The sequence below is a fragment of the Prevotella sp. AM34-19LB genome (assembly GCF_003468525.1).
In the GTDB taxonomy this organism is placed as follows: Bacteria; Bacteroidota; Bacteroidia; order Bacteroidales; family Bacteroidaceae; genus Prevotella.
Genome location: NZ_QSIG01000014.1, coordinates 47974 through 70265, shown reverse-complemented (window position 1 = coordinate 70265; position 22292 = coordinate 47974). Strand labels below are relative to the sequence as shown.

The following is a 22292-nucleotide window of genomic DNA, read 5'->3' as shown; positions in this document are numbered from 1 at the left end:
TCACTAAATGTTGCCAAGGTAACTATGAAGGAGATGGGAATGGAATATTCTATGTCTTCATTCAAGTCACTGATGACCAACATTTATCTGGTGAAACGAATTTTTAAAGCAAGCGGGTACACCCCGAACCGAACTTTAATTAGCAAGATTTTCAAAGATCTCTCGTGCTTACAGCGTATAGCTGCTTAGCACATTATTGAATTATTAACGAACTATTGTTATATACTACTTTACCTTAAAAACGAGTGCAAAGATAATGCTTTCTTTCTAAAAAATCGAAGAAAAAATGTTTTTAACAGGATTGTAACACCTGTTTAAATCACCTGTAACATCCCTTACGTACCTTTGCAACCGAAAACGAGGGGAAAAAATAAACAATAAACATTAATATAATAATGAGTACGATTTATCTTTGTATTGTGATCTTCCTGCTCTGTCTGGCAGTGTTTGATCTCTTCGTGGGAGTCAGCAACGATGCTGTCAACTTCCTGCAATCTGCCATCGGAGCTAAGGTGGCAAAGTTTCGCACTGTACTGATCATCGCATCCTGCGGTGTGGTACTGGGTGCCATTATGTCATCGGGAATGATGGATATCGCCCGACATGGCATCATGAGTCCAGATCACTTCACGTTCGAGGAAGTGATGACGCTCTTCCTAGCCGTGATGGTAACGGATGTCATTATTCTGGATGTATTCAATACACTGGGAATGCCTACTTCAACCACCGTTTCGCTGGTATTCGAGTTATTGGGAGGTGCCTTCATCCTCGCTACTCTGAAGATGTATGGCGATGACAGCCTGAACTATGGCATATTACTCAATAGCAACAAGGCTTTGGAGGTAATCATGGGTATCTTCTCATCTGTTATCATCGCCTTCGTATTTGGTGCTTTCGTGATGTGGCTTTCCCGCATCGTCTTCACCTTCAACTATCGCAAGCATTCACGCTACAGCATCGCCATCTTCGGTGGTATCGCCTTCACAGCCCTCTCCTACTTCATCTTTATGAAAGGTTTGGGCAAGAGTCCTTACCTGCCTGCTGAATGGCGTGATTATATCGACCAGAACCTCGGCTTGCTGCTCTGCATCACCTTCGTGGGTTCAGCCATCGTGATGGAGTTCCTGCATCTCTGCCGCATCAACATCTTCAAGTTTACCGTATTGATGGGTACTTTCGCCCTGGCGATGGCTTTCGCCGGCAATGACTTGGTAAACTTCATCGGTGTGCCTCTCGCAGGTCTTTCTTCTTATCAGGACTATATGGCAAATGGCAACGGTGCAACTCCAGACCAGTTTATGATGACTTCTCTGATGGATAGTGCCAAGACTACCCCAGTGTATCTTCTCGCAGCCGGTGCGGTGATGATCATCGCCATGGCAACCTCCAAGAAGGCTCAGAACGTAATCAAGACTTCTGTAGATTTGAGCCGTCAGGACGAGGGTGACGAGATGTTCGGAAGTTCTTCCGCAGCCCGCGTGATAGTACGCAACTGCCAGGCTACTGATTCATGGTTGAAGAAGTTCTTGCCAAAGGCTCTGATGAACTGGATCAACAGCCGATTCGACAAGAACGATGTAGAGTTGGAAGAAAGCGCTGCATTCGACGTGGTTCGTGCAGCTGTCAACCTGGTATTGGCAAGTATGCTCATCACCATCGGTACCAACCTGAAGTTGCCACTTTCTACTACATACGTTACCTTTATGGTGGCTATGGGTTCATCACTCGCAGATAGAGCCTGGAGCCGTGAGAGTGCCGTGTTCCGTGTAACCGGAGTATTGAGTGTGATTGGTGGATGGTTTATCACAGCCGGTGTAGCTTTCGCAGCCTGCGCTATCGTCTGCCTCATCATGCACTTCGGCGGTGTAGGAATCCAGAGTTGCTTCATGGCATTGGTTATCTTCCTGCTCATCCGCAGCAACATCCAGTATAACAAGAAGGCAAAGGAAGAGAGCAAGGGCAGCACATTCCAGCTGATGATGCGCTCACACGATCCGGAGATTGTATGGGATCTGCTTCGTCGCCAGGTATCCCGCACCCAGAGCTTCGTCTGCCACTTTGCCCTCAACGAGTTCAACCAGATTATGGATGGTCTTGCCAACGAGAATCCTAGGAATCTCCGTCATGCCAACAAGGACTTGAAGAAGGAGCAGGACATGCTGAAGAAGTTTCGTCGCCAGGAGATGCTCGGTTTGAAGAAATCTCCTATGGAGATTGCCATCGAGCGCAACACCTGGTTCCACCTGGGTGCCAACAGCAACCAGCAGTTTATCTACTCTCTGCGCCGTATGCTCGACCCTATCAAGGAGCACGTGGACAACAACTTCAATCCGCTTCCTGCAGAATATACCAAGGAGTTTACTCCTGTACGTCAGAAGATCAACGACCTGATGCTTATGAGCTGCGAGCAGATAGAGACCAGCCGCTACGAGAACTACCGTGAGATTCTCGCCGAGGCAGATGCCTGCAAGGATGAACTCAGCGTACTTCGCAAGAAGCATATCGACCGCATGCAGCATCTTTCAGATAATTCTCTGATGCAGATTTCGCTGGTTTACCTGAATGTACTGCAGGAAAGCCAGGAGTTCCTGAGCGTGATGAGACACCAGCTCAGAGCTGCCAAGAAGTTTATGGAGAAATAAAAGATATGGGGAGCAGGGGGACTCTCGGTGAACCGAGAAGAACGAAGGCTCTCTTATTATACGAAGAACATGAATGATAAAAGGTCCGGCATTCGTGACAGAATGTCGGACCTTTTTGGGTCGTTTTAAGGCTTTTATTTGCATTTCTTCAGATTTACTGCCGAAATGACAGAAGTTTACACTTTGGTACGGGGATTGTAAAAGAGGAAGTGTAAGCGGACAAGTAATTCGCTACACAACATAAATAATAACGAATAATAATAATTAAAATATAATCGGAGGTTAAGATTATGATGTACAGAAATTCTTGGATACCAGAGGTATTTAACGGACTCTTCAACGAGGGTAATATGCAGAAGGCTAATACTACAGCCCCAGCTATCAACGTCAAGGAGTCTTTGACAAAATATACAGTAGAACTTGCAGCCCCAGGAATGCGCAAGGATGATTTTGAGGTAAACCTCAATGAAAATGGCGATCTCCATATTAAAATGGAGAACAAGCATCAGCCTGAGCAGGAGGAGCACGTTTATCTTCGTCGCGAGTTCTCATACGCTAAGTTTGAACAGACCCTGATTCTCCCTGACGATGTCAACAAGGAGAAGATTTCTGCCAGCGTAGCTGACGGTGTACTCACCATCCAGTTGCCTAAGATGCAGCAGGAGGAGCAGAAGATTGCGCGCCAGATTTCAATAGGATAAGTGTTTTTGGTTAGTTTTTTCATAAGCAGATTGTTTTTTAGGTTTTGGTTGAATAGTTTGTTTAGTATAGGTTAGATTGTTTAGTTTAGGTTTAATTGTTAGATAAGTTAGGTTTAGTTAATACATATCGCCCTAAGTGCTAGTGATAGTACTTGGGGCTTTTTTTATGCAAAAAAACGGGTAAAGATTTGGCAGTTAGAGAGAAATGTTGTAATTTTGCAGCCCGAATTAAAAGGTAAGTATAACCCGAGTGCTTGGTAAACCTCGTAAAAAACAAGAAAATGGAAAAGAAAACAACTCAAGTGAGTGTGCTGTTTATGCTTTTCAGCATCCTCTTCTGCGTTTGTCTCATTGCGGCAAACGTGCTCGAAACAAAGCAAATCGCCGTTGGTCCCATCTCTTTGACCGGCGGTCTGATCGTGTTCCCGGTAAGTTACATCATCAATGATGTGGTGTGCGAAGTATGGGGCTACCAGAAAGCCCGTCTCCTCATCTGGATCGGCTTCGCCATGAACTTCTTCTTCGTAACCCTGGGTGCCATCTGCGACTGGATACCAGCCGCTCCCTACTGGACCAACGATGCCGGCTTCCATGCCATCTTCGGTCTGGCTCCCCGCATTGCAGCCGCCTCTTTCGTGGCATTCATCGTAGGTTCCTTTGCCAACGCCTACGTAATGAGCGTGATGAAGATTCGAGATGGCGGCAAGCATTTCTCAGCCCGTGCCATCTGGAGTACGGTAGCCGGCGAGAGTTGCGATAGCCTTATCTTCTTCCCTCTTGCCCTGGGTGGAATCGTTCCTACATCAGAATTGCCTTGGCTGATGCTCTGGCAGGTGGTACTGAAGACCGTGTATGAAATCATCGTGCTGCCTATCACCATCCGTGTGGTCAATGCTATCAAGAAGCATGAGGGCGAGGATGTGTATGACAACAACATCTCCTATAACATCTTCAAGTTAGGATCGATTTAAAGCTTTCAGAAAGAGATTGCTCCAAAAACAAACATGAAACATTAGAATTAAACAATAGAATAGAACAATGGATAGAAAAGAAGATGGGTTGAAGGCACTGGGTGCCAAAACCCAATATAGAATGGATTATGCGCCAGAGGTATTGGAGACCTCGTCAACAAGCACCCTGGCAATGATTACTGGGTACGTTTCAACTGCCCTGAGTTTACCTCCCTCTGCCCTATCACGGGGCAGCCAGACTTTGCAGAGATTCGCATCAGCTACATTCCAGATGTGAAAATGGTAGAGAGCAAGAGCCTGAAACTCTATCTCTTCAGTTTCCGCAACCACGGTGATTTCCACGAGGACTGCGTGAACATCATCATGAAGGACCTCATCAAGTTGATGGATCCAAAATATATTGAGGTAACAGGTATCTTTACTCCTCGCGGCGGCATCAGCATCTGGCCTTACGCCAACTATGGCAAGCCAGGCACGAAATATGAGAAGCTTGCAGAACAGCGTTTCGCCACACACGAGTAAATTCGATTTCGCTCTATGGAGTTTACCCCACTGAGCAATACATCTATTTATCAAAATATAAGCAAAAAAACTCCCACAGATTTCACAGATTTACACAGATAGGCTAACGCCCTGCTTTTTCGGAAGAAAGAAATATCTGTGTAAATCTGTGAAATCTGTGGGACTTTTATTTATCAAACACAGAATTTATCATCCGTGAGATTGTTTATGGGAACTGAGGATAATCCTCGAAGCGAGGCTTGCGCTTCTCCAGGAAAGCCTTGCCACCTTCCTGCGCCTCATCCATAGTATAATAGAGCATGGTGGCATCGCCAGCCAACTCCTGGATACCAGCCTGACCATCCAACTCGGCATTCAATCCAGCCTTGATCATACGGAGAGCCAAAGGAGAACGCTCCATCATGATTTCAGCCCACTCTACACAGGTATCCTCCAACTGATCGAGAGGAACCACCTTGTTCACCATTCCCATCTGCTCAGCCTCTTTTGCAGAATACTGCTTGCAGAGGAACCAGATTTCACGAGCCTTCTTCTGACCTACCATTCGTGCCAGATAAGAAGAACCGAAACCGGCATCAAAGCTTCCCACCTTAGGACCGGTCTGACCAAAATGGCATTCTCAGATGCGATGGTCAGGTCGCACATCACATGGAGCACATGACCGCCACCGATGGCATAACCATTCACCATAGCGATAACCGGCTTAGGCAAGCGGCGAATCTGCATCTGCACATCGAGCACGTTGAGACGAGGCACACCATCGTTGCCTACATATCCACCCCTGCCCTTCACATGCATATCACCACCGGCACAGAACGCCTTGTCGCCAGCACCCGTCAGGATAACCACACGGATATCCAGACAGTCACGACAGTAGTTGAAAGCCTGCGCCATCTCCCAGGTGGTCAATGGGGTGAAGGCATTGCGATAACGCTCACGATTGATTGTAATCTTAGCGATATGATTATACTCCTCGAAGATGATTTCCTTGAAATCAAAACCTTCTATCTTTTTCCATTCTCTCATATTCTACTTTGAACTTTGAATTTTGAACTTTGAACTTTATGATTACTTTCCGGCTACCTTCAGAAAGGATGATTCATCCTTCTTACTCTGATGATAACTCTAAACTATTATAATAATCTTCCAGAACCTGATTATCTGTTTCTATATCCGTCAGCACCTCCAGAAGCATCGGTCTGTCAGACTCGGTATGGATGAGCCAGTCGATGCCTTTGCGTAGCGAACTCATGTCATCAGCATTCTGATAGGCAACATTCTGTGCCTGGCAGATGTGATAAGCCGAGGTACAATGCTCAGCCATCACCAGTTTCTCGCGCGCAGCACTCTCCTTCAATCCCTTGAACTTGGCAAAGATGGCTCCACCGCCATTGTTCAGCAACAAGATGCGAAGGCTGCCATTGAGATTCTGGTTCCAGAGAGCATTCTGATCGTAGAAGAAACTCAGGTCGCCCAGTACGCAGAATGCCTTCTGCTGACTCTTGGCATCAGAACAATGAGACTCCGAAAGATAAATAGACAAGCCAACGGCCGAAGACAACGTGCCCTCGATGCCATTCACTCCACGATTGCAATGCACATAGTAGTGGGAATAGATACAAGCCAGACGAATCGCCATGCTGTTGCCATAAACCAGACGGCTTTCAAGGATATCATCCTTCGGAAGAGCCTCATAAGCTGTCTGAAATGCCTTTACAGCTGCCATACTGCTGAAAGGCGGTTCGTAATCAGAAGCATGACGCTTTGCCGCCAGAAGCACTTTCTCCCATCTCTCCCTATACGCATTCACATTATCTTCTGAATAAGATTCGTACGACATCATCTCCAACGCCATCTGATCAACATCACATTGGAAGATTTTGTCAACATGCATAAAGGTATCAATGTAATCTCCATCGGCACTTGCACGCCATACCGTTGCTCCCTTCTTTGCCGCAAGACGCAGGAACTGCTTCAGTCGCTTGCTCACCAAATTACCTCCTACATAGAGTATAAAATCAGGCATATAATCCTCATCATCCCCCACCTTATACAATACCTCATCAAAATTTACCACCTTAGGACTTCCTTTGAAATCCGAGTCTAGACAATCTCTGTCCGGCAAATTCAAAGTTGTAGGCTCCACAAGCATTACAGCCCGTGAAGACAGGTAACCGATGGCACGAACTCTGGTTTGCGGACAATCTTGTCCCATTACAACCATTGGCTTTTTAGCACCCATAAAATCCAGCATATATATAACATTGCTTTTAAATTCATTGCTTTGCACATGCCTCACAGAATTAACTTTAGGAAGTTCAGCTACCGTAAACTGATAGAGCGGTTCAGGAATCTGTATATTAATATGTACAGGGCCTACCTTTCGATACATGCAATCATAGATTGCCTCGTTAACCAACCGTTCACAATACCACGCTTGTTCCTCATTGGATATAATCGGAAGATTCACACTCCTGTTGACCAGCGTTCCGAAGACGTTGGCCTGTGGCAGGGTCTGTCCATCCTGCTGTCCGATCCAAGCTTCAGGTCTATCAGCCGAAATCACGATGATAGGCAGTTTCTGATAATATGCCTCGCAGACTGCCGGATAGAGATTGAGCAATGCAGAACCGGAGGTAACACATACCGCAACCGGATCGGGAAATGGAGAAGAATCACCCATAGCGATGCCCATAGCCACAAATCCCGCACTCCTTTCATCGGTAACAGGATAGCAGGTAATGCGTTCCATCTCATTAAAATTATGCACTATAGGCGCATTACGGCTTCCTGGGCAAACCACTACTCTTCTCACACCATGAGATGCCAGAACACTCGTTAGAATGTTGACATTATTGATATTACTAAACACGAGAACTAAGTTATAAATAAGATTTTATAATTAATCAAAGAAAAACACTCCTGATGATCAGACCATCTCTGCTAAAGCAACACACGTCTGATGGTCTGCATCTTAGCTTCAGTCTCTTTCCATTCCTTTTCCATCTCGCTTTCCTTGAGCAATCCGCCACCAGCATAGAGTTCACAGACTCCATCCGGCAGGATATTCATGCAGCGCAGAGAAACGAAGAGATGGGTCTTACCTTGCGGAGAGATAGGTCCTACAAAACCACTATAGTATTTGCGGGGCTGATGCTCATGCTGCAGGATAAACCGGCGGGCTTCCTCCTTCTGAATACCGCAGACTGCAGGCGTAGGATAGAGTGCATCTATCACATCTCCCAACCTGCCTTCATTCCGCAGACGGAAACTGATATCCGTACGAAGATGATAGAGGTTTGCTGCCATCGTGGTATAAGGTCCCTTGAGCTGATAATCGTCAGCAAAAGCCTTGATGCAATCTTCGATATAATCCGTGACATACTGTTGCTCCTCCTGATTCTTATGCGACCATTCCACGCCCTCCACCGGATAATCGGCAACGGTGCGGGAAGGTTCCGCCTTCTGGGTACCCGCCAGCGACATCGTACTCATATTTCCCTGTTCTCCCTTGAGCAGAATCTCAGGAGTAGCCATCAGCCACATTCCCGACTGCGGGGTATAAACCAGAGAGACGAAGAGACGGGGATACATCCGACACGCCTTCATGAAGAGATTTTCGAAATCCTTATCAGCAGTTCGCACAGTTGCCTTTCTTGCCAGCACAATCTTTCTGAAAGTACCTTTCTCCAATTCCTGATGAAAACATTCAAAATCTTCGGCATAGGCATCACGATCAGAAGCGTCTTCTCCCTGAGCAGAATCAGATATTGAAATCGCTTTTGCATCAGAAATGGGCAAAAGTTTGCTTTCATCCGGATGAATGAGCAGCACAGGGCAATCGCCGGACGGCGAGAAAGGAGCTATCACAAAGCCCTCCTTGCCATTCAGTTCCGCCACCGAGGAGAGCACTTCAGGCTCACCCTCCCGCTGCGCCACATAATGAGCATGATGCAGATAAGGCAAACGATAATATGCAAATGCTGTCATACCTTATTCTTCTGTCTTTTTAGATTCTTCTTTCTTTGAGTCTTTCTTTTTTGGAGTAAACACATAGTTGGTTACCTGCACGGTACAGATCAACTCACCGGCTGTATTCTTGATGGCTACCTCCCAAGTGTGCAAGGTTCTGCCCTTGTGTACCAGTTTGGCGTATGCCGTAACCGTATCTCCTTCACTCACAGCCTGTACATGAGTACCACTCACATTGATGCCCACAGCAATCTGTCCCGGGCACAAAGCCAGGGAGCCAATGCCTGCTACATTCTCGGCAAGAGCCAGAGAGGCACCTCCACTCAAGAATCCGAAAGGTTGGCGGTTACGCTCATCCACTTTCATGGAAGCCTGAAGCGTATCAGGCTCTGGGGTAGATATGAAATGCATGCCGAGGGTCTTGGAAAGTCCATCGGTCTTGCTGATTCTCTTTACTAATTCATCTATGTTCATCCTTTATCAAAATTTAAAGTTGGTCGTTTAGGGGGATAAGAGCGAACGGATGTCCAGCTCACTCCTCACCTCATTTTCCTGCAAAAGTAATGCAAATTAAAGACAAAACAAAATAAATAAGTCTTTTTTAATCTTTTAAGCACTTTTTGCTTGGCATTATCGGCTTTTTCCACTATCTTTGCAGCATATTGAAACAACAACAAACAATTTTATGAAAAAATTACTTTTAGGACTATTATGCACCGTTACTCTGGGAGCATACGCTAATCCGGCAGACGATTTACTGAATCGAATCGATAAGGGGGCTGCTACCAAGTTTAAGACCATCCTTGTAAAATCAGACAAGGATTTCTTCGAGATAGACCAGGCTGGAAATGGCAAGAACACCACTGCGCCTAAACCAGCAGGCAAAAACAATCCTATCATCATCCGAGGCAACTCTTGGGTCAATATTGCCGTGGGCATCAACTGGTATCTGAAACATCATGCCGGCATCCACATCACCTGGAACAATATGAACCAAAAATTGCCAAACGTTCTTCCTGCCGTGAAACAGAAAGAGCGCCATGAAACCGATCTCAAACTTCGTTACGACTTCAACTACTGCACCTTCTCTTATACGATGGCTTTCTGGGACTGGAACCGATGGCAGAAAGAAATAGACTGGATGGCATTGCATGGCATCAATATGCCGCTGGCTGCCGTGGGCACAGAATGCGTATGGCGCAATATGCTCCTGAAACTCGGTTATTCAGAGGAAGAAGTAGGCAAGTTCATCGCCGGACCAGCTTTTCTTGCCTGGTGGGAGATGAATAACCTGGAAGGCTGGGGAGGTCCGCTGCCGCAGAGCTGGTATAAACAGCAGGAAAACCTGCAGAAAAAGATTCTTGCCAGAATGAAGGAGATGGGTATGAAACCTGTCTTACCGGGCTATTGCGGAATGGTACCTCATGATGCCAAAAAGAGACTGGGACTGAACGTGACGGATGCCGGCAAGTGGAACGGTTACCAGCGTCCTGCCAACCTCTCTCCTACCGATAGCAGATTTACAGAAATCGCCGACCTATATTATAAGGAACTGACCAAGCTCTACGGAAAATCAGATTTCTATTCGATGGATCCTTTCCATGAAAGTGGAGATGATGCTGCCGTGGATTATGCCAAGGCTGGACAGGTGCTGATGAGTGCGATGAAGCGCGCCAACCCAAAAGCGGTCTGGGTGGTACAGGGATGGAACGAGAACCCTCGCCCTCAGATGATTGAAGACTTAAAGGTTGGCGATATTCTGGTACTCGACCTCTTCTCAGAATGCCGTCCGATGTTTGGCGGTCCTAGCATTCTGAAGCGGGATGGCGGTTACGGCAAGCACCAGTGGCTCTTCTGTATGCTTGAGAACTTCGGAGGCAATGTGGGCCTGCATGGAAGAATGGACCAGCTGCTGAACAACTTCTACCTGGCAACAGGAAAAAAGGGAGAAGACAATCATAATAGAGAAACGCTCAAGGGTTGGGGCTTCACGATGGAAGGCTCGGAAAACAACCCTGTAATGTTTGAACTGATGAGCGAACTGCCTTGGCGTGCCGAAAAGACTACCAAGGAAGACTGGCTCAAGGAATACTGCTATGCCCGCTACGGGGTACACGATGCTACCATCGAGAAGGCATGGGCGCTCCTGGCACAGAGCATCTACAACTGTCCGGTGGGTAACAACCAGCAGGGTACTCACGAGAGCATCTTCTGCGGTCGCCCTTCGCTCAACAACTTCCAGGTTTCCAGCTGGTCGAAGATGCGCAACTATTACGACCCGGAGGATACCCGACAGGCTGCCATCCTCTTTGCCAGTGTAGCAGACAAATACCGTGACAATAACAACTATGAGTACGACCTGGTAGATATCTGCCGCCAGGCTATCGCCGACCAGGGGCGCAAACAATACTGGAAGGCTATCGCCGACTATCAATCATTCTCCCGCAAGGAGTTTGACAAGGATGCCGACCGTTTTCTGAAGATGATTCTGCTGCAGGACAAGCTGCTCGCCACGCGTCCAGAATTTCGTCTGGGACACTGGATAGAGGAAGCGCGCAACCTGGGTAAGACCGCTGAAGAGAAAGACCTCTATGAATGGAATGCCCGCGTACAGATTACCACATGGGGCAACCGTGTCTGTGCCGATGATGGCGGTTTGCGAGATTATGGACATAAGGAATGGCAAGGATTGCTGAAGGACTTCTACTACAAGCGCTGGAGTACCTATATGAAAGCACTCGCCGACCAGATGGCGGCTTGCACAAACATCGATTACGAGGCTTTGGGTACAGGCAAGAATGCCGGCAAGACATCCGGAGAACTCTTCCAACTGGCATTGCCTAGTGCTCCGAAAATCGACTGGTATGCGCTGGAGGAGCCATGGACCCTGCAGAAGAACCCATACTCATCGAAGCCAGAGGGAAAGCCTGCAGACATAGCCAAAGAAGTCATTCATTTCATCAAGTAATTCATGATATTCATCAAGTAATATATGAACAGATTAAAATCACTCGACGTGATGCGAGGACTCACCGTAGCCCTCATGATATTAGTAAACAATGGCGGGGAGCATAACTACAGTTTCCTGGAGCATAGCAAGTGGAATGGACTCACCCCATGCGACCTGGTCTTTCCCTTCTTCCTCTTCATGATGGGAATGTCCACCTTTCTATCTCTGAAGAAGACTGAGTTCAAGCCTTCTGCCGCCATCTACAGAAAGATAGCCAAGCGAACCATTCTGCTCTTCTTCATCGGTCTGGGCATCAACTGGTTTGACATGATATGCAACGGAGGTGGGCTAGACTTTGCCCACCTCAGATTCTGGGCTGTCCTGCAGCGCATCGCCCTCTGCTATGGAGTAGTGGCAATGCTTGCCATCACCCTGAACCACCGTTACTTCATCCATACCATCATCGGACTGATTGTCATTTATATGGGAATCCTGGTATTTGGCAACGGCTATGCATACGATGCCTCCATCAACATCCTGGCACAGGTAGATAGAAGCATCTTCGGCATCGACCATCTCTATCATAGAAGTCCGGTAGATCCAGAAGGACTGCTGAGCACGATTCCAGCCATCGCCCATACGATGATAGGATTTCTCTGTTGCAAGTACATCTCCATTGCGGGTCAGACGGTAGAATCCAAAATCAAGGTCTTGAAGGTGGCAGGTCTTGTGATGGTAGCCCTGGGATTCGGACTCTCCCTGATAGGGTTCGGAATCAACAAGCGCATCTGGAGTCCCAGCTACGTATTCGTAACCTGCGGATTCGCATCCTGGATATTGGGCATCCTGGTACAGTTTATCGACGGAAGAGGAGCAGCTACCAATTCAGCTGCGACAGGCGACAGCCCGAAGAAGCCACGGAAAGACAACATCCTGACCAGAGGATTGCTCGCCTTTGGCATGAACCCACTCTTCCTCTATGTGATGAGTGAGGCACTCGCCATCCTCTTCGGCAGCTTCGGCATCAAGGCAGATATCTTTGCCGGCATTCACAGCCTCATCACCGATGATTATGTAGCATCGCTCACCTACGCCCTCTTCTTTGTAGCCATCCACGCTGTGATGGGAGTCTGGATGTATCACAAGAAAATCTTCATCAAACTATAGGCTCGTGCAATTTTTGCATAGATAAATCACCTTATTATATTAAAAAGCATAAAAATAGGGTGCGAGTTCGGAAAATTATTTGTATTTTTGCACCAAAATAAGAAAATATAAAGATATATCTGAATATAATATGAACATTTTAGAGTTAAGCGAACAGGAGATCGTTCGCAGACAGAGTCTTCAGACATTGCGCGAGATGGGCATCGATCCATATCCAGCAGCAGAGTTTCCAACCAATGCATTCAGCACAGATATCAAGGCTGAATTCAAGGACGAGGACGAGCCACGCCAGGTAGTTATCGCTGGACGTATGATGGGTCGCCGCGTGATGGGTAAAGCAAGCTTCGCTGAGTTGCAGGACTCAAAGGGAAGAATCCAGGTCTATATCGCCCGCGACGAGATTTGTCCAGACGAGAACAAGGACCTTTATAATACTGTATTCAAGAAGCTTCTCGACATCGGTGACTTCATCGGTGTAAAGGGTTTCGTATTCCGCACACAGACTGGCGAGATTTCTGTTCATGCCAAGGAATTGTGCTTACTCTCCAAGAGCTTGAAGCCACTCCCTATCGTGAAGTATAAGGATGGTGTTGCTTACGATAAGTTCGACGATCCAGAGTTGCGTTACCGTCAGCGCTATGTTGACCTCATCGTAAACGATGGCGTAAAGGATACATTCCTGCAGCGTGCTACCGTACTGCGCACTCTCCGCAACGTACTCGATAACGCTGGTTATACAGAGGTAGAAACTCCTACCCTGCAGAGCATTGCCGGCGGTGCTTCTGCCCGCCCATTCATCACCCACTTCAACGCACTCGACCAGGATATGTACATGCGTATCGCTACCGAGCTGTACCTGAAGCGCCTCATCGTAGGTGGTTTCGAGGGTGTCTATGAGATTGGCAAGAACTTCCGCAACGAGGGTATGGACCGTAACCACAACCCAGAGTTCACCTGTATGGAGCTTTATGTTCAGTACAAGGACTACAACTGGATGATGGCATTCACAGAGAAGTTGCTCGAGACTATCTGTATTGCAGTCAACGGCAAGCCAGAGCGCGAGATTGATGGTAACATCATCAGCTTCAAGGCTCCATATCGCCGTCTTCCTATCCTCGATGCCATCAAGGAGAAGACCGGTTTCGACTGCAACGGCAAGACCGAGGAAGAGATCCGCGCATTCTGCAAGGAGAAGGGCATGGATGTAGATGAGACCATGGGTAAGGGTAAGTTGATCGACGAGCTCTTCGGTGAGTTCTGCGAGGGTACTTTCCTCCAGCCAACCTTCATCACCGACTATCCTGTAGAGATGTCTCCATTGACCAAGATGCATCGTTCTAAGCCAGGCTTGACTGAGCGTTTCGAGTTGATGGTAAACGGTAAGGAGCTTGCCAATGCATACTCTGAGCTCAACGACCCAATCGACCAGGAAGAGCGTTTCATCGACCAGATGAAGCTTGCCGACAAGGGTGATGACGAGGCCATGATCATCGACCAGGACTTCCTCCGTTCACTCCAGTATGGTATGCCTCCAACATCAGGTATCGGTATCGGTATCGACCGTCTGGTAATGCTGATGACCGGCAAGACCTTTATCCAGGAGGTATTGTTCTTCCCACAGATGAAGCCAGAGAAGAAGATGCCACAGAGCACCATCAAGGAATGGGCAGAGATTGGCGTGCCAGAGGATTGGGCATACGTACTCCGCAAGGCAGGTTTCAACCTCATCTCTGATATCCGTGAAGAGAAGGCTCAGGGACTCCAGCAGAAGATTGGAGAAATCAACAAGAAGTACAAGCTCGGCTATGACAAACCTTCTGTTGACGACATTCAGGGCTGGATTGACGCAGCAAACAAATAAAATCAAGTTTATTTCGTTTCAAGAATTAGAGAATTTCAGATTTTTCTCTAATTCTCTAATTCTTGAAAAAAACTTGAGAACATTTAACACTTAACATTATATAATAAGGTGTATAATTGCGGTAAAATAGCGATAATTGGCGGCGGTAGCTGGGCTACAGCAATAGCCAAGATTGTGGTGGGACATACTCATCACATAGGTTGGTATATGCGTCGCGACGATCGCATCGAGGACTTCAAGCGTATGGGTCACAACCCTGCCTATCTGATGTCAGCACGATTCAATGTAGATGAGATTTTCTTCTCTTCCGACATCAACAAGATAGTGCAGAACTACGATACACTCGTATTCGTTACCCCATCACCTTACCTGAAGAACCATCTCAAGAAACTCAAGACCCGCATCAGCGACAAGTTCATCATCACAGCCATCAAGGGTATCGTGCCTGACGAGAACCTGGTCTGCTCGGAATATTTCCATCAGGTTTATGACGTACCATACGAGAACCTGGCGTGTATCGGCGGTCCTTCTCATGCAGAGGAGGTTGCTTGGAGCGATTGAGTTACCTCACCGTGGGTTGCAGCGACACAGACAAAGCGCGTGCCTTCGCCAATAACTGTTTGGCGAGTGAGTTTATCAAGACCAAAACTTCCAGTGACGTCATCGGTATCGAATACTCATCGGTACTGAAGAACGTGTATGCCATTGCAGCTGGTATCTGTGGCGGTTTGAAGTATGGTGACAACTTCCAGGCGGTACTCATGTCGAACGCCGTACAGGAGATGCATCGCTTCCTCACTGCCGTCCACCCCATCGACCGTAGTATGTACGACTCGGTATATCTGGGCGACCTGCTCGTAACGGGTTACAGCAACTTCTCCCGCAACCGCACCTTCGGAACCATGATAGGCAAGGCTATAGCGTGAAAAGTGCGCAGATAGAGATGGAGATGATTGCCGAGGGATTTTTCGGCACGAAGTGTATGAAGGAAATCAATCGCCACATGCACGTCAACATGCCGATTCTCGATGCCGTATATAATATATTGTACGAGCGTATCAGTCCGCAAATCGAAATCAAGCTCTTGACCGACTCGTTCAGATAAAGGAGAAACATTAACACATTCATTTAGATATTAAAAAGGAAAAATGAAAAGTATCAGCTTAAACATTTCAAAGGCTGCATCATTCCTCGCAGAGGGTGCAGTAAAGGCTTACGAGCCAAAGGTAAAGGCCGCTCAGGAAGCTCTTGAGAACGGCACTTGTGAAGGTAACGATTTCTTGGGATGGTTGCATTTGCCATCTTCTATCACTCCTGAGTTCCTCGATGAGATCCAGGCTGTTGCCAACACATTGCGCGAAAAGTGTGAGGTCGTTGTTGTGGCAGGTATCGGTGGTAGCTACCTCGGTGCACGCGCCGTTATCGAAGGTCTCGGCAACTCTTTTGCTTGGCTCGTAAACGACAAGAAGAACCCTACTATCCTCTTCGCAGGTAACAATATCGGTGAGGACTACCTCTTCGAGTTGACTTCTTTCCTGAAGGACAAGAAGTTTGGTGTCATCAATATCTCTAAGTCTGGTACCACAACTGAGACAGCTCTCGCTTTCCGTCTTCTGAAGAAGCAGTGCGAGGATCAGCGCGGCAAGGAAGAGGCTAAGGATGTTATCGTTGCTGTAACCGATGCCAAGAAGGGTGCTGCACGTACTTGCGCTGACAAGGAGGGTTACAAGAGCTTCATCATCCCTGACAATGTAGGTGGTCGTTTCTCTGTTTTGACCCCAGTAGGTTTGTTGCCTATCGCTGTAGCTGGTTTCGATGTTAAGCTGCTCGTAGCTGGTGCTGTAGAGATGGAGAAGGCTTGCGGCAAGGACGTAGCTTTCGAGGAGAACCCTGCTGCTATCTATGCAGCTACACGTCAGGCTCTCTATACTCAGGCTGGCAAGAAGATTGAGATCGTCTGCAACTTCCAGCCTAAGCTTCACTACTTCGCTGAGTGGTGGAAGCAGCTCTATGGTGAGAGCGAGGGTAAGGACCAGAAGGGTATCTTCCCAGCAGCTTGCGACTTCACTACCGACCTTCACTCTATGGGTCAGTGGATTCAGGAGGGCGAGCGCTCTATCTTCGAGACTGTCATCAGCGTAGAGACTCCTAACGAGAAGTTGCTCTTCCCTCACGACGATGAGAACCTCGATGGTTTGAACTTCCTCGAGGGCAAGCGTGTTGACGAGGTGAACAAGATGGCTGAGCTCGGTACACGTCTGGCTCACGTTGACGGTGGTGTTCCTAACATCCTGGTTAACGTACCTGAGTTGAACGCTTACTACCTCGGTCAGTTGATCTACTTCTTCGAGAAGGCTTGCGGTATCAGCGGTCTCTTGGAAGAGGTGAACCCATTCAACCAGCCAGGTGTTGAGGCTTACAAGAAGAACATGTTCGCATTGCTCAACAAGCCAGGTTATGAGGCAGAGAGCAAGGCTATCCAGGAGCGTCTGGCTAACGAGAAGTAATTGATGAAAGAATTTATTTCAAAATACTTAAAAGACCACGCTTTGGGGAATTCAACCCTAAAGCCGTTCTTTTTGATATGGATGGCGTATTGTATAACAGTATGCCCAATCATGCCGTAGCATGGCAGGAGTCGATGAAGCAATTTGATATCCACATGACTGCCGCCGATGCCTATGCCACCGAGGGAGCCCGAGGCATCGACACCATCCAGATGATGGTGAAGAAGCAGAAGGGTATCGACATCACGCTGGATGAAGCACAGAAGATGTACGATGTAAAGACTGACATCTTCCACACGATGCCTACCGCCGAGATTTTCCCTGGTGTGAAGGAAATCATGCAGAAGATCAAGGAAGCCGGTATGCAGGTAGGAGTTGTAACGGGCAGCGGTCAGCGCCCACTCATCCTGAGACTTCTCAACGACTTCGGCGAATATCTCGATGAAGCACATATCGTAACAGCTTATGATGTGAAGCGAGGCAAACCAAATCCAGATCCTTATCTGATGGGATTGCAGAAGGCTGGCAACCTGCAGCCTTGGGAAGGCATCGTGGTAGAGAATGCTCCTTTGGGCGTTCGTGCCGGTGTAGCAGCCAACATCTTCACCGTGGCCATCAACTCCGGACCTCTGCCAGATACAGAGTTATCTGATAAAGGCAGCAACCTGCTCTATCATCAGATGACAGAGTTCTGCGATGACTTCGGAAGCTTGATTGATGCAGCAAAAGAAACAGGCAATAATGCCGAAGGAAACAGAAAAAACGGGTAAGTAACACAAACCCGTTTTTCTATTATCTTTTTTTATTACAGCCAAGACTATGCATCTCCTGATGATACTCATGCTTGTTCTTCTTTTCTTCCATTATTTCCAATACTTTTTGCTCATTTGCAGCACATAAATAAAAACGGCATAAACAATTAAAACATCAATCCAATTTAACTATCAAAGCATATGAAACAATTTAAATTAATGATGCTCGGACTTGCCTTGTCTGCAGGATTCACTACCCAGATGCAGGCACAGGAAGCACAGAGTTTCGTTCACCAACAGTCAAACACTGAAGATTACGTCTGGCCAACAGATCCACAAGTATTAACCAAACTCAAGCACTGGCAGGACCAGAAGTTCGGCGTATTGATGCACTGGGGACTCTATAGCGTACCCGGCGTTGTAGAATCCTGGTCAATTTGTTCGGAAGACTGGATTGTACGTGAGCGCAAACCAACCTACGAGGAGGACAAGGCATGGTACTGGAGCCAGAAAGATTCCCTCAATCCAGTGAACTTCGACCCTAGCAAATGGGCTGACGTGATGAAAAAGGCAGGTATGAAGTATATGATCTTCACCACCAAGCACCACGACGGCTTCTGCATGTTTGATACCAAATATACCGACTTCTCCATTGCCCATGGACCTTTCGGCAAGGATCCACGCCACAACATCGCCAAGGAGGTATTCGACGCCTACCGCAACAAGGGATTCATGATCGGTTGTTATTTCTCCAAACCAGACTGGCACAGCAAATGGTTCTGGAACCCTTATTATGCAACCCCTAACCGCCGCATCAACTACAAGAAGCAGCAGCATCCAGACTGGTGGCAGAACTACCGCAAGTTTACACAGAACCAGCTTAACGAGTTGACCACCGATTATGGCAACATCGATATTCTGTGGCTCGATGGCGGATGGATTACCGGCGATGAAATCGGTCTTGATACCATTCTGGTAGATGCCCGCAAGCGCAATCCGGGTATGATCAGTGTAGATAGAACCATTCGTGGAAAGAATGAAAACTATCAGACTCCAGAGCAGGGTATCCCAGCCAAGCAGCTCGATATTCCTTGGGAAAGCTGCATCACCCTGAGCCATGCATGGGGATGGACACCTAACGCCAAGTTCAAGTCACCTAACAAGGTAATCGGTATTCTCGCTGAAATTGTAGCAAAGGGCGGATGTCTCGCACTCGGCGTTGGTCCGAAGGCTGACGGAACCCTGCAACCGGAAGTTGTGAATACCCTCCTGCGGATAGGAAGCTGGCTCAACAAGAACGGTCAGGCTATTTACTCTACCGTCAATGCAGCCCACTATAATGATGGCAAGGTATGGTTTACCGCCGACAAGAATGGCAAGACCCTCTACGCCATCTATGCACTGGAAGATGGAGAGAAGACTCCTAAGACCATTACCTGGACAGAAAACAAGCCTAAGGGTAAGCTGGTTCTGCTGCAGAACGGCAAGTCTGTCAAGTACACCGTCAAGGGCAATCAGGTAACCGTTACCCTTCCATCCGGACTCAAGAATGAACCTCTGGCATTCAAGTTTAATTCTAAATAAAGAAAAACAAATATAAAAAAGTATAAAGGTAGTGATAAGATTCGTTTTTTATCACTACCTTTGTGCTTACATATAATATAATGTATATAAAATATAGTAACTATAAAAACTTAAAGAACAAGAATTATGAGTAACTATCCTAAAATCGGTATCCGTCCTACTATCGACGGACGTCAGGGAGGTGTACGTGAAAGCCTCGAGGAAAAAACCATGAATTTGGCTAAGTCTGTAGCCAAATTGATTTCTGAAAACTTACGTAATGGCGATGGCTCACCTGTAGAGTGCGTGATCGCTGACAGTACCATCGGTCGTGTAGCAGAAAGTGCAGCTTGCGCAGAAAAGTTTGAGCGCGAGGGTGTTGGCTCTACCATCACCGTTACTTCCTGCTGGTGCTATGGTGCAGAAACTATGGATATGAATCCACACTGGCCTAAGGCAGTATGGGGATTCAACGGTACAGAGCGTCCAGGTGCTGTTTATCTGGCTGCCGTTCTCGCAGCTCATGCCCAGAAGGGATTGCCAGCTTTCGGTATCTACGGTCATGATGTACAGGACTTGGAGGATGACTCCATCCCTGCTGACGTAGCAGAAAAGATTCTTCGCTTTGCAAGAGCTGCCCAGGCTGTAGCTACCATGCGCGGCAAGTCTTATCTCTCTATGGGTAGCGCCTGCATGGGCATCGCCGGTTCCATCGTTGACCCTAACTTCTTCCAGGAGTACCTCGGTATGCGCAACGAAAGTGTTGACCTTACTGAGATTATCCGCCGCATGACTGAGGGTATCTACGACCCTGTGGAGTACGAGAAGGCTATGGCATGGACCCGCGAGCACTGTATGTGCAATGAGGGTGAGGACATCGCCAACAATGAAAAGGCAAAGACACGTGAGCAGAAGGATGCTGACTGGGAGTTTATCGTGAAGATGACTATCATCATGCGTGACTTGATGCACGGTAACCCAAGATTGAAAGAATTAGGTTTCAAGGAGGAAGCATTGGGCCACAATGCCATCGCCGGTGGTTTCCAGGGACAGCGTCAGTGGACAGACTTCTACCCTAACGGCGACTATCCTGAGGCTCTCCTCAATACTTCATTCGACTGGAACGGTATCCGTGAGGCTATCATTCTCGCTACAGAGAATGATGCAGGCAATGGCGTAGCCATGCTGTTCAACCACCTGTTGACAGGTCGTGCTCAGATCTTCAGCGACGTTCGTACCTACTGGAGTCCAGAGGCTGTGAAGCGTGTTACCGGTAAGGAACTTACAGGTCAGGCAGCAGGTGGTATCATCCACTTGATCAACTCTGGTGCTACCACACTCGACGGTACAGGTCAGGCTACAGATGCAGAGGGCAGCCCAATCATGAAGCAGCCTTGGGAGATGACCGAGGAGGATGTAGATAAGTGCTTGAAGGCAACTACCTGGTATCCAGCCAACCGTGACTACTTCCGTGGCGGCGGTTTCTCTTCCAACTTCCTCAGCAAGGGCGGTATGCCTGTAACCATGGTTCGTCTGAACCACGTAAAGGGTCTTGGTCCTGTGCTCCAGCTGGCAGAAGGTTGGACTGTAGAGATTGATCCTGAGATTCACAAGGTTCTCGACAAGCGTACAGACCCAACATGGCCTACAACCTGGTTCGCACCACGCCTTTGCGACAAGGCTCCATTCAAGGATGTATATTCTGTGATGAACAACTGGGGCGCAAACCATGGTGCTATCAGCTATGGTCATATCGGTGCCGACCTCATCACCCTCTGCTCTATTCTCCGCATCCCAGTATGCATGCACAATGTAGAGGACGATAAGATCTTCCGTCCAGCATCTTGGAACGCATTCGGTATGGACAAGGAAGGTGCAGACTTCCGTGCTTGCAAGAACTACGGTCCTATATATAAATAAGGTGTAACACCATCAGTACGAATATCATTCAAAAGAAAGAAAAAGAAAATGATTACAGAAGAGCATATTCAGAAATTCCTGGAGCAGGCTCACCGCGTAGGCGATGCAGCTCTCACCATCTGCAGTAGTGGCAACCTTTCTTGGCGCATCGGCGACGAGGCTCTTGTCTCAGGTACAGGTTCATGGGTTCCTAGCCTCCAGAAGGAGAAAGTATCTCAGTGTCTGGTAGCAACGGGCGAAGTACTCAATGGCGTTAAACCTTCTATGGAGAGCGGATTCCACCTTGGTGTACTCCGTGAGCGTCCTGATTGTGATGTGGTTCTCCACTTCCAGTCTCCTTTTGCAACAGCAGTGGCTTGCATGCAGGAAACACCAAAGGACTTCAATGTAACAGCAGAGGTACCATGCCACGTAGGCAAGGAAATCCCTGTGATTCCTTACTATCGTCCTGGTTCTCCAGAATTGGCAGCAGCCGTTATCGCAGCATTGAAGGATCACAACTCAGCTCTCTTGCTGAAGCACGGACAGGTAGTTTGCGGCAAGAATTTCGACGAGGTGTTCGAGCGTGCCATGTTCTTTGAGATGGCTTGTAGAATCATCGTTCAGAGTGGCGGCAAATACACCACACTGACACCGGAAGAAATCGACGATCTTGAGGTTTACGTATTAGGTAAGAAACAATAAGCCTCTATCCTCTATATGAGAGAAGCGGTAGGAGAGAAAGCTGCCCGCTAAACAGGGCACTCTCCTACCGCTTTTTATAC

Annotated in this window: 13 protein-coding genes and 4 pseudogenes; 13 read left to right on the top strand and 4 right to left on the bottom strand. The window is 47.6% G+C overall.

The genetic code is table 11. The features are described 5' to 3' along the window. The first annotated feature begins 395 nt into the window (after window positions 1-395). From DW830_RS06270 to queF, 4 genes and pseudogenes are all read left to right on the top strand, one after another. On the top strand, window positions 396-2642 hold the full coding sequence (locus DW830_RS06270; RefSeq protein WP_119249299.1) for an inorganic phosphate transporter: 2247 nt from the start codon (window positions 396-398) through the stop codon (window positions 2640-2642). A gap of 293 nt (window positions 2643-2935) precedes the next feature. After that, complete coding sequence (locus DW830_RS06265) at window positions 2936-3343, top strand: Hsp20/alpha crystallin family protein (protein ID WP_089543473.1); 408 nt, start codon at window positions 2936-2938, stop codon at window positions 3341-3343. Between the two features lie 281 nt (window positions 3344-3624). Further along, entirely contained in the window at window positions 3625-4314 is a 690-nt protein-coding gene (locus DW830_RS06260; protein WP_119249301.1) for a queuosine precursor transporter, read from the top strand. 67 nt (window positions 4315-4381) lie between these two features. Beyond that, window positions 4382-4836: pseudogene (gene queF / locus DW830_RS06255) on the top strand (preQ(1) synthase). 205 nt (window positions 4837-5041) lie between these two features. On the opposite strand, the pseudogene menB reads toward queF, so the two are convergent. The 4 genes and pseudogenes from menB to DW830_RS06235 all read right to left on the bottom strand — a co-directional run bounded on the left by menB (window position 5042) and on the right by DW830_RS06235 (window position 9282). After that, window positions 5042-5862, bottom strand: a pseudogene (menB, locus tag DW830_RS06250) (1,4-dihydroxy-2-naphthoyl-CoA synthase). 82 nt (window positions 5863-5944) lie between these two features. Further along, window positions 5945-7708, bottom strand: a complete 1764-nt coding sequence (menD, locus tag DW830_RS06245) for a 2-succinyl-5-enolpyruvyl-6-hydroxy-3-cyclohexene-1-carboxylic-acid synthase (protein ID WP_119249298.1) — start codon at window positions 7706-7708, stop codon at window positions 5945-5947. 71 nt (window positions 7709-7779) lie between these two features. Continuing rightward, window positions 7780-8826, bottom strand: a complete 1047-nt coding sequence (locus DW830_RS06240; RefSeq protein WP_119249297.1) for an isochorismate synthase — start codon at window positions 8824-8826, stop codon at window positions 7780-7782. A gap of 3 nt (window positions 8827-8829) precedes the next feature. Beyond that, window positions 8830-9282: a PaaI family thioesterase gene (locus DW830_RS06235; protein ID WP_117661516.1), complete on the bottom strand. Its 453-nt coding sequence runs from the start codon at window positions 9280-9282 to the stop codon at window positions 8830-8832. 211 nt (window positions 9283-9493) lie between these two features. On the opposite strand from DW830_RS06235, the gene DW830_RS06230 reads away from it, so the two are divergent. The 9 genes and pseudogenes from DW830_RS06230 to DW830_RS06190 all read left to right on the top strand — a co-directional run bounded on the left by DW830_RS06230 (window position 9494) and on the right by DW830_RS06190 (window position 22212). Beyond that, complete coding sequence (locus DW830_RS06230) at window positions 9494-11776, top strand: alpha-N-acetylglucosaminidase (RefSeq protein WP_119249296.1); 2283 nt, start codon at window positions 9494-9496, stop codon at window positions 11774-11776. Between the two features lie 24 nt (window positions 11777-11800). After that, window positions 11801-12925, top strand: coding sequence for an acyltransferase family protein (locus DW830_RS06225; protein ID WP_119249295.1), 1125 nt, complete (start codon window positions 11801-11803; stop codon window positions 12923-12925). Between the two features lie 130 nt (window positions 12926-13055). After that, window positions 13056-14786 carry a lysine--tRNA ligase gene (gene lysS / locus DW830_RS06220; protein ID WP_119249294.1) on the top strand — a complete coding sequence of 577 codons (1731 nt, stop codon included), beginning with the start codon at window positions 13056-13058 and terminating at the stop codon, window positions 14784-14786. Window positions 14787-14894: 108 nt separating this feature from the next. After that, a pseudogene (locus DW830_RS06215) lies at window positions 14895-15891 on the top strand (NAD(P)H-dependent glycerol-3-phosphate dehydrogenase). Between the two features lie 43 nt (window positions 15892-15934). Beyond that, window positions 15935-17293, top strand: coding sequence for a glucose-6-phosphate isomerase (locus DW830_RS06210; protein WP_119249293.1), 1359 nt, complete (start codon window positions 15935-15937; stop codon window positions 17291-17293). Between the two features lie 3 nt (window positions 17294-17296). Further along, window positions 17297-18063 (top strand): annotated as a pseudogene (locus DW830_RS06205) (HAD family hydrolase). Between the two features lie 183 nt (window positions 18064-18246). After that, on the top strand, window positions 18247-19629 hold the full coding sequence (locus DW830_RS06200; protein ID WP_119249291.1) for an alpha-L-fucosidase: 1383 nt from the start codon (window positions 18247-18249) through the stop codon (window positions 19627-19629). Between the two features lie 126 nt (window positions 19630-19755). Beyond that, on the top strand, window positions 19756-21528 hold the full coding sequence (fucI, locus tag DW830_RS06195; RefSeq protein WP_119249290.1) for an L-fucose isomerase: 1773 nt from the start codon (window positions 19756-19758) through the stop codon (window positions 21526-21528). 48 nt (window positions 21529-21576) lie between these two features. Further along, the gene (locus DW830_RS06190; protein ID WP_117661511.1) at window positions 21577-22212 is read left to right on the top strand and encodes a class II aldolase/adducin family protein; all 636 of its coding nucleotides are present in this window, start codon (window positions 21577-21579) and stop codon (window positions 22210-22212) included. Window positions 22213-22292: the final 80 nt, after the last annotated feature.

Coding starts and splice junctions, on each gene's coding strand:
- DW830_RS06270 (WP_119249299.1), top strand. CDS start 396: ATGAGTACGATTTATCTTTGTATTGTGATCTTCCTGCTCTGTCTGGCA.
- DW830_RS06265 (WP_089543473.1), top strand. CDS start 2,936: ATGTACAGAAATTCTTGGATACCAGAGGTATTTAACGGACTCTTCAAC.
- DW830_RS06260 (WP_119249301.1), top strand. CDS start 3,625: ATGGAAAAGAAAACAACTCAAGTGAGTGTGCTGTTTATGCTTTTCAGC.
- DW830_RS06240 (WP_119249297.1), bottom strand. CDS start 8,826: ATGACAGCATTTGCATATTATCGTTTGCCTTATCTGCATCATGCTCAT.
- DW830_RS06235 (WP_117661516.1), bottom strand. CDS start 9,282: ATGAACATAGATGAATTAGTAAAGAGAATCAGCAAGACCGATGGACTT.
- DW830_RS06230 (WP_119249296.1), top strand. CDS start 9,494: ATGAAAAAATTACTTTTAGGACTATTATGCACCGTTACTCTGGGAGCA.
- DW830_RS06225 (WP_119249295.1), top strand. CDS start 11,801: ATGAACAGATTAAAATCACTCGACGTGATGCGAGGACTCACCGTAGCC.
- lysS (WP_119249294.1), top strand. CDS start 13,056: ATGAACATTTTAGAGTTAAGCGAACAGGAGATCGTTCGCAGACAGAGT.
- DW830_RS06210 (WP_119249293.1), top strand. CDS start 15,935: ATGAAAAGTATCAGCTTAAACATTTCAAAGGCTGCATCATTCCTCGCA.
- DW830_RS06200 (WP_119249291.1), top strand. CDS start 18,247: ATGAAACAATTTAAATTAATGATGCTCGGACTTGCCTTGTCTGCAGGA.
- fucI (WP_119249290.1), top strand. CDS start 19,756: ATGAGTAACTATCCTAAAATCGGTATCCGTCCTACTATCGACGGACGT.
- DW830_RS06190 (WP_117661511.1), top strand. CDS start 21,577: ATGATTACAGAAGAGCATATTCAGAAATTCCTGGAGCAGGCTCACCGC.